General features: G+C 62.2%; 15 protein-coding genes. 5 read left to right on the top strand and 10 right to left on the bottom strand.

The genetic code is table 11. The features are described from left to right. Nucleotides 1–17: 17 nt before the first annotated feature. The 6 genes from rodA to AC19YY_RS23145 all read right to left on the bottom strand — a co-directional run bounded on the left by rodA (nucleotide 18) and on the right by AC19YY_RS23145 (nucleotide 6,015). On the bottom strand, nucleotides 18–1,121 hold the full coding sequence (gene rodA / locus AC19YY_RS23170; protein WP_169951409.1) for a rod shape-determining protein RodA: 1,104 nt from the start codon (nucleotides 1,119–1,121) through the stop codon (nucleotides 18–20). A 31-nt stretch (nucleotides 1,122–1,152) separates the two neighbouring features. After that, nucleotides 1,153–3,048 (bottom strand): penicillin-binding protein 2, encoded by a 1,896-nt coding sequence (mrdA, locus tag AC19YY_RS23165; protein WP_169951222.1) that lies wholly within the window; start codon nucleotides 3,046–3,048, stop codon nucleotides 1,153–1,155. A gap of 15 nt (nucleotides 3,049–3,063) precedes the next feature. Further along, the gene (rlmH, locus tag AC19YY_RS23160; protein ID WP_029292262.1) at nucleotides 3,064–3,531 is read right to left on the bottom strand and encodes a 23S rRNA (pseudouridine(1915)-N(3))-methyltransferase RlmH; all 468 of its coding nucleotides are present in this window, start codon (nucleotides 3,529–3,531) and stop codon (nucleotides 3,064–3,066) included. 9 nt (nucleotides 3,532–3,540) lie between these two features. Further along, on the bottom strand, nucleotides 3,541–4,035 hold the full coding sequence (gene rsfS / locus AC19YY_RS23155; protein WP_032861691.1) for a ribosome silencing factor: 495 nt from the start codon (nucleotides 4,033–4,035) through the stop codon (nucleotides 3,541–3,543). Nucleotides 4,036–4,105: 70 nt separating this feature from the next. Then, on the bottom strand, nucleotides 4,106–4,750 hold the full coding sequence (gene nadD / locus AC19YY_RS23150) for a nicotinate-nucleotide adenylyltransferase (RefSeq protein WP_169866005.1): 645 nt from the start codon (nucleotides 4,748–4,750) through the stop codon (nucleotides 4,106–4,108). Then, entirely contained in the window at nucleotides 4,750–6,015 is a 1,266-nt protein-coding gene (locus AC19YY_RS23145; RefSeq protein ID WP_169951224.1) for a glutamate-5-semialdehyde dehydrogenase, read from the bottom strand. The genes nadD and AC19YY_RS23145 overlap by 1 nt, the downstream gene beginning before the upstream one ends. Nucleotides 6,016–6,192: 177 nt before the next feature. Between AC19YY_RS23145 and AC19YY_RS23140 the strand changes: the two genes are divergently transcribed. Together AC19YY_RS23140 and AC19YY_RS23135 are read left to right on the top strand one after the other, a co-directional pair. Next, nucleotides 6,193–6,876: a DNA-3-methyladenine glycosylase gene (locus AC19YY_RS23140; RefSeq protein WP_500604935.1), complete on the top strand. Its 684-nt coding sequence runs from the start codon at nucleotides 6,193–6,195 to the stop codon at nucleotides 6,874–6,876. A gap of 159 nt (nucleotides 6,877–7,035) precedes the next feature. Then, nucleotides 7,036–8,352, top strand: a complete 1,317-nt coding sequence (locus AC19YY_RS23135; RefSeq protein ID WP_500604934.1) for a bifunctional DedA family/phosphatase PAP2 family protein — start codon at nucleotides 7,036–7,038, stop codon at nucleotides 8,350–8,352. 1 nt (nucleotide 8,353) lies between these two features. Here AC19YY_RS23135 and AC19YY_RS23130 read toward each other — a convergent pair whose 3' ends face one another. The 4 genes from AC19YY_RS23130 to AC19YY_RS23115 form a co-directional block, all read right to left on the bottom strand. After that, complete coding sequence (locus tag AC19YY_RS23130; RefSeq protein ID WP_169951231.1) at nucleotides 8,354–8,560, bottom strand: hypothetical protein; 207 nt, start codon at nucleotides 8,558–8,560, stop codon at nucleotides 8,354–8,356. 107 nt (nucleotides 8,561–8,667) lie between these two features. Next, a complete protein-coding gene (locus AC19YY_RS23125; RefSeq protein ID WP_170041669.1) occupies nucleotides 8,668–9,258 on the bottom strand; it encodes an LON peptidase substrate-binding domain-containing protein in 591 nt (196 codons plus the stop codon). Nucleotides 9,259–9,279: 21 nt separating this feature from the next. After that, nucleotides 9,280–9,996 carry an LrgB family protein gene (locus AC19YY_RS23120; RefSeq protein WP_076964939.1) on the bottom strand — a complete coding sequence of 239 codons (717 nt, stop codon included), beginning with the start codon at nucleotides 9,994–9,996 and terminating at the stop codon, nucleotides 9,280–9,282. Continuing rightward, nucleotides 9,993–10,355 carry a CidA/LrgA family protein gene (locus tag AC19YY_RS23115; protein ID WP_057438999.1) on the bottom strand — a complete coding sequence of 121 codons (363 nt, stop codon included), beginning with the start codon at nucleotides 10,353–10,355 and terminating at the stop codon, nucleotides 9,993–9,995. The genes AC19YY_RS23120 and AC19YY_RS23115 overlap by 4 nt, the downstream gene beginning before the upstream one ends. 206 nt (nucleotides 10,356–10,561) lie before the next feature. Here AC19YY_RS23115 and AC19YY_RS23110 point away from each other — a divergent pair, with 206 nt between their 5' ends. The 3 genes from AC19YY_RS23110 (at nucleotide 10,562) to AC19YY_RS23100 (ending at nucleotide 13,545) form a co-directional block, all read left to right on the top strand. After that, nucleotides 10,562–11,017, top strand: a complete 456-nt coding sequence (locus AC19YY_RS23110) for a MaoC family dehydratase (protein ID WP_169951243.1) — start codon at nucleotides 10,562–10,564, stop codon at nucleotides 11,015–11,017. Nucleotides 11,018–11,155: 138 nt separating this feature from the next. Next, nucleotides 11,156–12,874 (top strand): C13 family peptidase, encoded by a 1,719-nt coding sequence (locus tag AC19YY_RS23105; protein WP_169951246.1) that lies wholly within the window; start codon nucleotides 11,156–11,158, stop codon nucleotides 12,872–12,874. Between the two features lie 29 nt (nucleotides 12,875–12,903). Next, entirely contained in the window at nucleotides 12,904–13,545 is a 642-nt protein-coding gene (locus AC19YY_RS23100) for an oxidoreductase (protein WP_170041668.1), read from the top strand. Nucleotides 13,546–13,615: the final 70 nt, after the last annotated feature.

Raw genomic sequence — 13,615 nt, 5'->3', positions numbered from 1 at the left:
TGACATCTTCACCTTATTCAAACCTGTGCGATCCACTTGCGATGGGTATGGATCGACATCAAAACCCCAAACGCTGACAGTAATGTCACCAGCGAAGTTCCGCCGTAGCTAATGAACGGCAACGGCACCCCAACCACCGGCAGCAGGCCACTGACCATACCGATGTTGACGAAAACGTAAACAAAAAAAGTCATTGTCAGCGCACCGGCGAGCAATTTGCCGAACAACGTCTGCGCTTGCGCGGTAATCACCAGGCCACGCCCGATCAACAGCAAGTAGATCAGCAGCAGTGCGCAAATGCCCACCAGGCCGAACTCCTCGCCCATCACCGCGATGATAAAGTCAGTGTGGCTTTCCGGCAGGAAGTCCAGGTGCGACTGGGTGCCCAGCAACCAGCCCTTGCCAAACACGCCGCCGGAACCGATGGCCGCCTTGGACTGGATGATGTTCCAACCGGTGCCCAACGGATCGCTCTCGGGATCGAGGAAGGTCAAGACCCGCTGCTTCTGATAATCGTGCATGAAGAAGAACCACATGGCGACGGCCACCGGCACGGCTGCCACCAGCACGCTGATGATCCAGCGCCAGCGCAGGCCGCCCATGAACAGCACGAACGCACCGCCGGCGAGAATCAGCAGGCCGGTGCCGAGGTCGGGCTGGCGCACGATCAGGATGAACGGAATGCCGATCAGGATCAGGCTGATGCCTACGTGCTTGAGCTGGGGCGGCAAGGTGCGCTTGGCCAGGTACCAGGCGATGGTCGCCGGCATCAGGATCTTCATGAATTCCGACGGCTGGAAGCGAATCACCCCCGGGATATTGATCCAGCGGGTGGCGCCCATGGCGTTATGCCCCATGACGTCCACCACCACCAGCAGCAGCACGCCTGCGACGTATCCCAGCGGCACCCAGCGCGCCATGAAACGCGGCTCCAGCTGGGCAATGACCACCATCGACAACAGGCCCAGGCCGAACGACGACGCTTGCTTGATCAGCAGGTCCCAGTTCTTGCCACTGGCCGAATACAGTACGAACAGGCTGCCGGCCGCCAGGGTCAGCAGCAGGATCAGCAACGGGCCATCAATGTGCATGCGCTGCAACAAGGTGGCGCGGCGACGCATCACATCCTCACTGGAGAGAATGCGGTCGAAATTACTCTTCACGGGCCGTAGCCTCCGCGCTTGAAGGGTTGGCAAACTCAGGCCTGAGCTTGCCGTCCTGGTCCAGCAACCAGGCGTCCATGATCTGGCGCACCACCGGGGCGGCCACGCCGGAACCGGACTCGCCGTTCTCGACCATCACCGCCACGGTGATTTTCGGGTTGTCGGCCGGGGCAAAACCGACAAACAAGGCGTGGTCGCGATGGCGCTCCTGAACCTTGGAGCGGTCGTATTTCTCGCCCTGCTTGATCGCCACTACCTGGGCGGTACCGCTCTTGCCGGCGATCCGGTATTGCGCGCCAGCAGCGGCCTTGCGCGCAGTACCGCGCGCGCCGTGCATCACTTGCTGCATACCATGGTTGACCTTGGTCCAGTCGGAAGAATCACGCAGGACGATGTCCGGGATCGGGTTTTCATCCACCGGTTTCTCACCCTCGATGGTCTTGGCCAGGTGCGGGCGGATCCACTTGCCCTTGCTGGCGACCAGCGCCGTAGCCTGGGCCAGCTGCAAGGGCGTGGCCTGCATATAGCCCTGGCCGATCCCCAGGATCAGGGTTTCCCCCGGGAACCAGGCCTGGCGCCGGGTAGCACGCTTCCACTCGCGGGAAGGCATCAAGCCTGGGGATTCTTCAAACATGTCCAGGGACACTTTCTGACCGAGGCCGAACTTGCCCATGTAGGTCGATAAACGATCGATCCCCAGCTTGTGGGCCAGGTCATAGAAGTAGGTGTCGTTGGATCGCATGATCGCCGTATCCAGGTCCACATAGCCGTCACCGGTGCGGTTCCAGTTACGGTACTTGTGATCGTAGTTGGGCAACATGTAGTAACCCGGGTCGAAAACCCGGCTGGAAGCAGTGACAACCCCCGCATCCAGGCCGGCAATCGCCACCGCCGGCTTGATGGTCGAGCCTGGCGGATACAGGCCGCGCAGCACCCGGTTGAACAACGGCCGGTCGATGGAATCACGCAGCTCGGCATAAGCCTTGAAGCTGATCCCGGTGACAAATAGGTTGGGGTCGAAACTCGGCTGGCTGACCATCGCCAGCACCTCGCCGGTGTTCGGATCCAGCGCCACCACCGCGCCACGACGGCCACCGAGGGCCATTTCCGCGGCCTCCTGCAGCTTGATATCCAGGCTCAGGACAATGTCTTTGCCGGGAATCGGGTCGGTGCGCTTGAGCACCCGCAGCACACGGCCACGGGCGTTGGTCTCGACCTCCTCGTAACCCACTTGGCCGTGCAGTTCCGGCTCGTAGAAACGTTCGATGCCGGTCTTGCCGATATGGTGGGTGCCGCTGTAATTGACCGGATCGAGGGTTTTCAGCTCTTTTTCGTTGATCCGCCCCATATAACCGACCGAGTGGGCAAAGTGCGCCCCTTGCGGGTAATGGCGCACCAGCTGCGCCACCACTTCCACCCCCGGCAGACGGAACTGGTTCACCGCGATCCTGGCGATCTGCTCTTCGGTCAGCTCAAACAGGATCGGCACCGGTTCAAACGGGCGCCGCCCCTGCTTCATGCGTTTCTCGAAGATCACCCGGTCTTCCGGCGTCAGTTGCAGCACCTCGACAATCACATCGAGGACCTGCTGCCAGTCACCGGAACGCTCGCGAGTCATGCTCAGGCTGAAACTGGGCCGGTTATCGGCGATCACCACGCCATTGCGGTCGAAAATCAGGCCACGGGTCGGCGGAATCGGCTGCACATGCACCCGGTTGTTTTCCGACAACGTGGAGTGATACTCGTACTGGATCACCTGTAGGTAATACAGGCGGGCGATCAACACACACATCAACGCCACCACCGCGATCGCGCCAAAGATCACGCGCGCGCGTACAAGACGTGCGTCTTTCTCGTGGTCCTTGATGCGGATCGGCTGGGTCATCAGGCAGGGCGCAGACTATTTGTGGTAAGGGTGCCCGGACAGGACTGTCCAGGCGCGATACAGCTGTTCACCAATCAGAATCCGCACCAGCGGATGGGGCAACGTCAGGGGCGACAGCGACCAGCGCTGATCGGCCCGCGCGCAGACTTCCGGCGCCAGCCCCTCGGGGCCGCCGACCATGAAGTTGACCGTGCGCGAATCCAGGCGCCAGCGATCCAGTTCCACCGCCAACTGCTCGGTGCTCCAGGGTTTGCCGTGCACCTCAAGGGTGACGATGCGCTCGTTGGCACCGACCTTGGCCAGCATCGCCTCGCCTTCCTGACGGATAAAGCGCGCCACATCGGCGTTCTTGCCCCGGGTGTTGAGGGGTATTTCCACCAGCTCCAGCGCCAATTCGGATGGCAGACGCTTGGCATATTCATGCCAGCCTTCTTCCACCCACTTGGGCATGCGTGAACCGACAGCAATCAGACGCAGGCGCACAGCCGTTCCTTATTCCTGGTCTTTGTTGAGCTTGTCGAAGTGCGCGTGACCGACTTCAGGGCTGTGGTGCTTGCCATCGGCGGCACGGCTCTGCTCGGCGCCTTTCCACAGGCGCTCCAGGTCGTAGAACTGGCGAGCGTTGCTGGTCATCATGTGGACGATCACGGTGTCCAGGTCAGCCAGCACCCAGTCGCTATCGCCCTTGCCTTCTTCACCCAGTGGCTTGACGCCCTGGGCTTTGACGGCTTCGCGCACCTTGTCCAGCATCGCGCCGATCTGGCGGTTGGAGGTACCGGTGGCGATGATCATGAAGTCGGTGATGCTTTGCTTGTCGCGCACGTCCAGGACCTGGATGTCCTGGGCCTTCACGTCTTCCAGGGCGGCTACAGCCAGCGCTACCAGCGCTTCGCCTTCTGGAGCTGGGACCAGCAGGGCTTCTACCGGCAACGGTGCGCTCTTGAACGTGCCTTTGCGCTTAACTTTGCTTACGTCTTTGTTCGTCATATAAAACTCGTTTTGCTCATTAGTTCGGGCGCTTCAATACACGACTATTCGTGCCTTCAAGCGCGCCTTTTCAGTTCGACGCACGGTAAAGCCCGTGCGCATCGATGTAGGCCAGGACCGCGTCAGGCACCAGGAAACGTACCGACTTACCGCTGGCCAGCAGTTGACGGATCTGGGTGGCGGACACCGCAAGCGGGGTCTGCCAGACGAATGCAATATTCCCGCTCGGCCCGGTCAGGGCCTGTGGGTCACTTACCGACCGCGCTGCCAGCAGGTTGCGCAAGGCATCCGGCGGTTCGCTGTCGGCATCCGGGCGTTGCAAAACCAGGATGTGGCAATGCTGGAGCAACTCTTCCCAGCGATGCCAAGTGGGCAGTGCGCAAAATGCGTCCCAGCCCAAAAGCAGAAACAACTGGTCATCGGCGGCCAACTCGGCCCGCGTCTGTTCCAGGGTGTCGATAGTGTAGGACGGTTTATCGCGCTTGAGCTCGCGGTCGTCCACCACCAGCGGGGCAATCCCGGCCACCGCGCACTGCACCATCGCCAGGCGCTCCTGCGCGCTGACCTGTGGCGTGTCCCGGTGCGGCGGCCGGGCATTGGGGATCAGCCGCAGCTCTTGCAGCCCGAGGGTATCCGCCACTTCCAGGGCACTGCGCAGATGGCCGATGTGCACGGGGTCGAAGGTACCGCCGAGCAGCCCGATGCGTTTACCCATCAAGTGCGCACATGACCGTCGCCAAAGACCACGTACTTCTCACTCGTCAGGCCTTCCAGGCCAACCGGGCCACGGGCATGCAGCTTATCAGTGGAAATCCCGATCTCCGCCCCCAGGCCGTACTCGAAGCCGTCGGCAAAACGCGTCGAGGCGTTGATCATCACCGAAGCGGAGTCCACTTCGGTGAGAAAACGCCGGGCATCGCTGAAATGCTCGGAAACAATGGCGTCGGTATGCTTGGAGCCGTAGGTATTGATGTGCTCGATGGCCTGGTCCAGGTCATCGACGATACGAATCGACAGGATCGGCGCCGTGTATTCGGTGTACCAGTCCTGCTCGGTGGCTTCGATCACGTCGCTGCCCAGCAATGCCCGGGTACGCTCGCAACCCCGCAGCTCCACGCCCTTGTCACGGTAGATTGCAGCCAGCGGCGGCAACACGCGCTCGGCAATGCCGGCGTGGACCAACAGGGTTTCCATGGTGTTGCACGGCGCGTAGCGGTGGGTCTTGGCGTTATCGGCAATGCGGATCGCCTTGTCGAGATCGGCCGCCACGTCGATAAATACATGGCAGACGCCATCCAGGTGCTTGATAACTGGCACCTTGGCATCACGGCTGACACGTTCGATCAGGCTCTTGCCACCGCGCGGCACGATCACGTCGACATATTCCGGCATGGTGATCAGCGCCCCGACTGCGGCGCGGTCGGTGGTTTCCACCACTTGCACCACTTCAGCCGGCAACTCGGCCACGGCCAGGCCTTGCTGGATGCAGGCGGCGATGGCGCGGTTGGAATGGATGGCTTCGGAGCCGCCACGCAGGATGGTGGCGTTGCCGGACTTCAGGCACAGGCTCGCGGCGTCGATGGTCACGTTGGGACGCGACTCATAGATGATGCCGATCACGCCCAGGGGCACGCGCATCTTGCCGACCTGGATACCTGAAGGCAGGTAGCGCATATCGCGGATTTCACCGATGGGGTCAGGCAGCTTGGCTACCTGGCGCAGGCCTTCGATCATGTCGTCGATACGTGCCGGCGTCAGCGCCAGGCGATCCAGCAATGCCGGCTCCAGACCATTGGCCCGGCCGTTGGCCAGGTCCAGCTCGTTGGCGGCGGTCAGCTCGGAGCGCGCGGCATCCAGAGCGTCGGCGGCGGCCAGCAGGGCACGGTTCTTCTGCGCGGTGCTCGCACGGGCGATCAACCGCGAGGCCTGACGGGCAGCGCGACCCAGGCGGGTCATGTAGTCAAGAACGGACTCAGTCATGGTCTGGTGGGGTCTTGGCAAAGAGGAAAGCGGCAGATTATAGCTGTCGCGCCGTCCTACGGACAGCGGTGAGGGGCGGATGGTCGAAATGAACTGTAAAAACTCGACGTTCAGCGGTGATTAAGGCTGAAGTTGATATCATCCTGTCACATTTGGCCTGTGCAACCGTCCATCGTCATGTCCAATTCCCCCCCCAAGATCCCCGCCAACCCCCTGCCTGATGGCTTTTTCGACCGCGACGCGCAAACGCTCGCGAAAGATTTGCTGGGCAAAGTCATCCGCCATCGGGTCGGCGATTTGTGGCTGTCGGCGCGAATTATTGAAACCGAAGCCTATTACCTGGCCGAAAAAGGCAGTCATGCGTCCTTAGGCTACACAGAAAAGCGTAAGGCTTTGTTTCTGGATGGCGGCCACATCTATATGTACTACGCCCGCGGCGGCGACTCCCTGAACTTCAGCGCGCAGGGGCCGGGCAACGCTGTGCTGATCAAGTCGGCTTACCCCTGGGTAGATGACGTTTCGGGACCTGCCAGCCTGGCGCAAATGCTCCTCAACAACCCCGACGCCAACGGCCGCCCGCGCCCGGCCCAAAAGCTCTGCGCCGGACAAACCCTGCTGTGCAAGGCCCTGGGGTTGAAGGTGCCGATGTGGGACGCCAAGCGCTTCGACCAGGAGCAGCTGTACGTCGAAGATGTGGGCGTGGCGCCCGCGCAGATTATCCAGACCACCCGCCTGGGCATTCCCGGTGGGCGGGATGAACACTTGATGTATCGCTTCGTCGATGCTGGCTTCGCGCCCTATTGCACACGGAACCCGTTGCGACGCGGTCAGGTCGAAGGCCGCGATTACGTTTTGATTTGAAATATGCCCTGCAGGAATGGGCTTATGTGGGAGCGGGCTTGCTCGCGATAGCATCACCTCGGTCTGTCAGTCATACCGAGTCGCCTGCATCGCGAGCAAGCCCGCTCCCACACAAGCTCGCTCCTACAGAGGGACATCACCACTGATGGAGAAGATTGTATGGGCCCATGGCTCGATGGCATTACTGGCTGGCTGACCCTTAACCCGCAATGGCTGGCCGCGGCGGTGTTTATCGTCGCCTTTGTGGAATGCCTGGCCATCGCCGGGATTATCGTGCCAGGCACGGTGTTGCTGTTCGCCATTGCCGCACTGGCCGGCAGCGGCGCGCTGTCCCTGGGTGAAACCCTTCTGCTGGGCCTGCTTGGTGGGCTCTTGGGCGACGGGATTTCCTACTACCTGGGCCGGCATTTCCACCAGAATATCCGGCGCCTGCCCGGCCTGCGCCATCATCCCGAGTGGATGGACGGGGCCGAGGCTTACTTTCAAAAGTACGGCATCGTCAGCTTGCTGGTAGGACGTTTCATTGGGCCATTGCGGCCGATGCTGCCCATGGTCGCCGGGATGTGCGACATGCCCTTCCCGCGCTTTGCCGCCGTCAGCGTGCTGGCCGCCACCGGTTGGTCAATAGCCTATCTGCTGCCTGGCTGGGCCGCCGGTGCGGCGTTTCGGTTGCCGCTGCCCGAAGGGTTCTGGCCCGAAGCCGGGGTGGTCGCCGCCTGCCTGGCCGTGTTGTTCGGCATCGCCCTCAACAGCACCCTGCGCGGCCACCGCCGGGCCACGCTGTGGATGGGCTGCGCCAGCCTGGCGTTGTTGATCGCGATGTTTATCGGCTACCCGCACCTGAACCATTTTGACCAAGGCTTGATGGCCCTGGTCCAGGAACACCGCAGCCCGGCCATGGACCGGGCCATGGTGATGATCACCCAGTTGGGTGAGTTCAAGAAGATGTTCGTCGCCAGCGCGGTGCTGACCGGCCTGCTGTTGCTGGCACGCCAATGGCGCCAGGGGATTTTCGTCGGCGCCACCCTGCTCGGGGCCGCACTGATCAATACCGGGAGCAAGCTGTTCTTTGCCCGCGGCCGGCCAGAAATCCTCGTCGACCCGCTGACCAGCTTCAGCATGCCCAGCGGCCACGCCTCGGGCTCGTTTGCGTTCTTCCTCGCGTTGGCGGTGCTGGCCGGTCGCGGCCAACCGACCCGCATGCGCCTGGCCTGGCTGCTGCTGGGCGCCATTCCGGCCGCTGCCATTGCCCTGTCGCGGGTGTACCTGGGGGCCCACTGGCCGAGCGATATTCTCGCCGGCACCTTGCTGGCCATGACGGTCTGCGCCTTCAGCCTGACCTTGAGCCAGCGCCACAGCCTGCTACCGGCCATGGCGCCAAAGGTGTGGTGGTTGATCGTGCCGGGGTGCGTGGCGGTCCTGGGGTTCTTTGCCCTGACCGGCACCTCCCACGCCTTGCTGCGCTACGCTTATTGAGCTACGCCGGGCTCATCCAATCCACGGGAGCGTAACGCCGCTCGGCGCAGCGCTCCCGGCGCTCCAGCAACATTTCATCGACAATTTGCGCAGCGCGCTCGGCAATGTACTCCGGGCCACGCTCGCCTGCCTGCTGAATCACTTGTGCGGTCACACTGACGAAAAAAGCGTCCCAGACCAATTGCTCCGATGGCGACAATCGAATCATGTTCATTCCCTGATAGTGGTGGCTGAGGCTCCACTATTTCAGGCGATGGGCACGCGGCACCGCTGAAAAATCCCAAGCTGGCGCGGATAAATCCGAGCCTACCAGGCTCACGGGAACAGCTCGCCCTGCAACTCGTCCAGCAGCAATTGAATGGCGTCCAAGCGTTGCTGGGGGTCGTCGAGTTGCAGCAACTCGATCTTGTCGGGGTCGGTAAACGGCAACAGGTAGGCCAGGCGGTGGCTCAACTCCTGTTGGCCTTGCGCATCGGCGCCCATGTCCAGCGAAGCGACCATCGGGTGTTGCGCCAGGGCCTCAAGCAGGGCCAACAGATCGGCATCTTCTTCGTCCAGCGCTCGTTCGGGTTGCTCTTGCAGCCACTCGACATCGGCCACCAACAACTGATCGCGCTGCACCTGGGCCTCGCGCACGCGAAACCTGCGCCCACCCTCGACCCGAATCCCCAGCAAGCCGTTGTCCTGCTGCTTGAAATCACGAATCAGGGCTTCGCAGCCAATCACCGCATAGCCGTCCGGGGCCAGGCCGACTTCCTGGCCATCGAGGATGCACACCACGCCAAAGCCTTCGTCCTTTTTCATGCAGCGGCTGATCATATCCAGATAGCGCGCCTCGAACAGCTGCAGGTCGAGGGTGCAGCCCGGGAACAGCACGGTATTGAGAGGGAACAGTGCCAGACTCATAAAGCGTTCCTTAAACCCGACTTAGATCACTAAAGACACGGCCAATGGCAGGAACACCGCCGTGGCCACGCCCATCAGACTCATCGCCAATGCCGCAAAGGCACCGCACTCCTCGCTCTCCTGCAACGCCACCGAAGTGCCGACCGCGTGGGCGGTCATGCCCAGGGCCATGCCCCGTGCCTCCGGGCTATGTACCCCCAGGCGCGACAAAAAGGCCGGGCCGATCATCGCACCGATCACCCCGGTGATCAGCACGAACACCGCCGCCAGTGCCGCGACGCCGCCGATCTGCTCGGCCACCAGCATGGCGATCGGCGAGGTCACCGACTTGGGCGCCATGGTCATCAGCACCATGTGTTCGGCACCAAACCACCAACCCAGCCATACACACAGGCCAGTGGCAAACACGCCCCCCACCACCAGCGTAGTAAAAATCGGCCAGAACAACTGGCGAATCCGTCGCAGGTTCAGATACAGCGGCACCGCCAGCGCCACGGTGGCCGGGCCCAGCAGGATGCTCATGATTTCGGTGCTTTTGCGGTACTCGACATAGGTCAGGCCACACCCCAGCAGCACGCCGATCACCAGCAACATCGAGACCAGCACCGGTTGCAGGAAAATCCAGCGGGTTTTCTCGAACCCCGCCAGCACCAGTTGATAGGCGCCCAGGGTGATGCCGATGCCAAATAACGGATGGTGGATGACCGCCGCCCACGCGCCCTGCCAATCGAAGGTCATTGCCCCTCCTCCCGCTGTGCCTGGCGCTTGACCAGTTTTTGCATGAGCACGCCGACAAACGCCATGGCGATCACCAGCGACAACACCAGCGCACCGACGATGGCCCAGAAGTCGGCTGCAATGTCCTTGGCATACACCATCACCCCCACTGCCGGCGGCACCAGCAGCAATGGCAGGTAACGCAACAGGCTGCCGGCCGCGAGGCTCAGCGGTTCACCGACCTCGCCGCGCCACACCAGGTACGCCAGCAGCAACAGCAGGCCGACAATCGGTCCCGGCAAGACCGGCAGGAACAAGTGATTGATCGCCGTGCCGAGCAATTGAAACAACACCAACCATGTAAGACCGCGTAACAACATCCGCCTTCTCCCCAAAAGCCCCCGGGCATTATAAGCATGCCGCCCCTATGAACTGGCATTCGCCAAAAGCATGGTGGGTTGACCGGGCCATTTGCCCATGATGATCTACATTGGTTCTCTGCAATCTACCTAAAACAACAACACCCCTGCCGGTACACGCGTGCCCGCGCCGCCAGGGAGAGATCGATGAACCAAGGAGAGTCGCAATGCCCTTCGTACCTGTAGCGCAACTCAATGATTATGTCGGCAAGGAACTGGGACGTTCCGCATGGCTCACCATCGACCAGGAGCGTATCAACCTGTTCGCGGAAGCGACCGGCGATTTTCAGTTCATCCACGTCGACCCGGTAAAAGCCGCCCAGACCCCGTTCGGCAGCACCATCGCCCATGGTTTCCTGTCGCTGTCGCTGATCCCCAAATTGATCGAAGACATCCTGATCATGCCCGAGGGCTTGAAGATGGCGGTCAACTACGGCCTGGACAGCGTGCGTTTTATCCAGCCGGTCAAGGTCAACTCCAAGGTGCGCCTGGCGGTGACCCTCACCGACGCCACCGAGAAAAAGCCCGGCCAGTGGCTGCTCAAGGCCACCTGCACCCTGGAAATCGACGGCCAGGAAAAACCGGCCTACATCGCCGAGTCGTTGTCACTGTGCTTCGTCTGATGCACCCGTAGGAGCCGGCTTGCCGGCGATAGCGCCAGCAGGCGCGCCATCGCCGACAAGTCCTAATTCACACATAGACCACTAGGTATAGCTTCGCCCGCTGCGGCATACTCGGCGCTCAATTATCCGGATCCCGCTATGCGCCCAATCGTCCCCCTTGCTCTCGCCTTGTTGCTCACCGCTTGCGGCGACGGCGAATCCCTGTTGCCGCCCGATGCCCGGCTGCCGGACGGCGGGCGTTATCGCGGAGATGTGGTCGATGGGCTGCTGCAAGGCCAGGGCCGGGTGGATTACCCCAATGGCAGTTGGTACGCCGGGCAATTCGACAAGGGCCAGTGGCACGGCCAGGGCGAATGGCATGGCAGCAATGGCGAGGTCTATAAAGGCCAGTTCCAGCAAGGCCTGTTCGATGGCCAAGGCACCTTGACCACAGCGGCCAACACCTACGTCGGCGGTTTCAAGCAAGGCCGGCGCAACGGCGAAGGCACCCTCAAAGAGGGGCAGATGACCTATCGCGGCGAATTCAAGGACGACCAGTATTCCGGCCTCGGCCGCCTGGAGCTGGCAGACGGCAGCCAATACCAGGGCCTGTTCGCCCACGGCAAACCCAACGGCGAAGGCCAGCGCAACGACGACAGCGGCAACCAGTTCAGCGGGCGCTTCGTCGACGGCCAGCTGGAAGGCAACGGCACCTTCAACAGCGCCGAAGGCGACATGTACATCGGCCACTTCAAACAGAACCAGCTCAACGGCAAGGGCCGCTACGAAAACGCCGACGGCGACGTGTGGACCGGCGAATTCCGCGAAGGCGCCCTGAGTGGCAAAGGCGAACTGACCGGCGTGGATGGCAGCCATTACATCGGGCACTTCAGTGACTGGCGCTTTACCGGTCAAGGGCGCTTGAACCTCAGTGATGGCAGCTTCTATATCGGCGGTTTCGACAACGACAGCTATCACGGCCAGGGCACCCTGGTGCTCACCGATGGCACGGTGCAGGCCGGGACCTGGGCCAACGGCCTGCGCGTGCGCGATGCCGACGGCAAGCTGTTGCCCGATGCCCTGGAAGTCGGAGTCCTGGCCCAGGGCCATTTGCTTGACGACGCCCTCGCGGCCGTGCCAGCGTCCACCCCGGCCGTCGAGCTCTACAGCCTGGTGGTGGCCGGTGACGGCAAGCAAAGCGTATTCCTGCGTGAGGCAGATTATGTCAGCAACCTGCTGGCCAGCCGCTTTGGCGCGCGCGGGCAGATCCGCCTGGTCAACCACCGCGACCATATCGCCGACCGCCCGATGGCGACCCGCGAAAGCCTGCGCCGCGCCGTGCAGACCCTGGCCGAGCGCACCGGCCCCGAAGACCTGGTGTTTATCTACCTGACCAGCCACGGCACCCATGAACACCAACTGGTGCTCGACCAACCCCGCATGGAGCTGGCCGACCTGCCAAGCGACGAACTGGCTGCGGTGATGGCACCACTGAAAAACCGCGACAAGGTCATCGTGATTTCCGCGTGTTACTCCGGTGGTTTCATCCCGGCGCTCAAGGATGAGCACACCCTGATCATGACCGCCTCCCGCGCCGATCGCGTGTCGTTCGGTTGCTCCGAAGAGGCCAATTTCACCTACTTCGGCGACGCCTTGTTTGCCCAGGCCCTGACCCAGACCGACGACTTGCAGCACGCCTTCAAGCTGGCGCAACGGCATGTGACCGAGCGCGAAATGGCTGACAACTTCGAAGCCTCCGAACCACAGATCTGGGCGCCCAAGGGCGTGATCGCGCGTTGGCAATTATTGCGTAAACAGCAGGCACGAAAGGCGCTGGAAAGCGTCTCTATCAATAGCAAGGAAGCAAAGAGCAACTAAGCTGAAACTGTATCAAGGGGGGAAACACCATGTACTTGACGCCTCAGCATATATTGCTTGCCGGAGCCTCGGGCTTGACCGGGGAACATCTGCTGGACCGCCTGCTCAACGAGCCCACCGTCACCCGCGTACTGGCGCCCAGCCGCCGCCCGCTGGCAGAACACCCGCACCTGGAAAACCCGGTCGGCGACCCCAGCGTATTGCTGCCACAACTGAGCGGCCGGGTCGACCTGGCCTTCTGCTGCCTGGGCACCACCCTCAAGCAGGCTGGCTCCGAACAGGCCTTTCGCGCGGTTGACCTGGATCTGGTCGTGGCATTCGGCAAGCGCGCCCGGGACATGGGCGCACGGCACCTGATCGTAATCAGCGCCATAGGCGCCGACCCAAAATCCTCGGTGTTCTATAACCGGGTCAAGGGCGAGATGGAGCAGGCCCTGCAGGCCCAGGGCTGGCCACAACTGACCATCGTGAGGCCTTCGCTGCTACTGGGCGAACGCCTGGAGACACGCCTGGCGGAGAAACTTGCGGGGCCGTTGTCGCGGCTGATTCCCGGCAAGTATCGCGGCATCGAAGTGTGTGAACTGGCCCGGGCCATGTGGCGCCTGGCGCTGGAAGAGCAGGATGGGGTGCGGATTGTCGAGTCGGATGAGTTGCGTAAGCTCGGCAAGTGAATCTGCGCTGACCGGGCGGGCCTCATCGCGGGCAAGCCCGGCTCCTGCACTCGAATGTATTCACCGATCA

Source organism: Pseudomonas sp. MF09156 (assembly GCF_059862305.1).
The sequence above is the reverse complement of the archived record's forward strand: the minus strand, read 5'-3'. Positions and strand labels throughout refer to the sequence as shown.